The organism is Mesorhizobium sp. M7A.F.Ca.CA.004.04.2.1 (assembly GCF_004022825.1).
Lineage (GTDB): Bacteria > Pseudomonadota > Alphaproteobacteria > Rhizobiales > Rhizobiaceae > Mesorhizobium.
The window spans coordinates 1-459 of record NZ_RZPH01001786.1 but is presented as its reverse complement, the minus strand read 5'-3'; the positions used below and the strand labels follow the sequence as shown (position 1 = coordinate 459).

Here is a 459-nt window from a genome sequence, read left to right as displayed (position 1 = left end):
CAATTGCCGTTCGTTGCGCATTTCGGTGCCGCGCGGGCGGGCGCGAGCCCTGGTATCCGCGCGGCACCGAAATGCGCAACGAACGGCAATTGTCCATAGTGGCAGCGGACGAACTGGCGGTTGTTGCCCAACGCATGGGCCTGGCCGAGATCAGGCCGGAGTGGATCGGCGCCAATCTTGTGATCGAAGGGGTGCCGAACCTCTCGATGCTGCCGGCCGGCACGCTGCTGTTCTTCAAGGGCGGCGTCACCATCAAGATTGACGTACAGAACGGACCTTGCCGCATCGCCGGCCGGTCGATCGCCGAGAATGCCGGAATGGCCGACGTCGAAGCCGGCGCGCTGTTGTTCCCAAAAGTCGCGAAACGGCTGCGCGGCGTCGTCGCCTGGGTCGAGAAGCCCGGAACGGTCAGGGTCCGCGAAGAAATCTCGGTGCGCGTGCCGGAGCAGTGGATCTATT

At 64.5% G+C, this 459-nt stretch carries 1 protein-coding gene; it reads left to right on the top strand.

The window, feature by feature from the left end:
• Positions 1-459: MOSC domain-containing protein (locus EN893_RS37575; RefSeq protein ID WP_128362338.1), on the top strand; the 459-nt coding region annotated here is incomplete at both ends.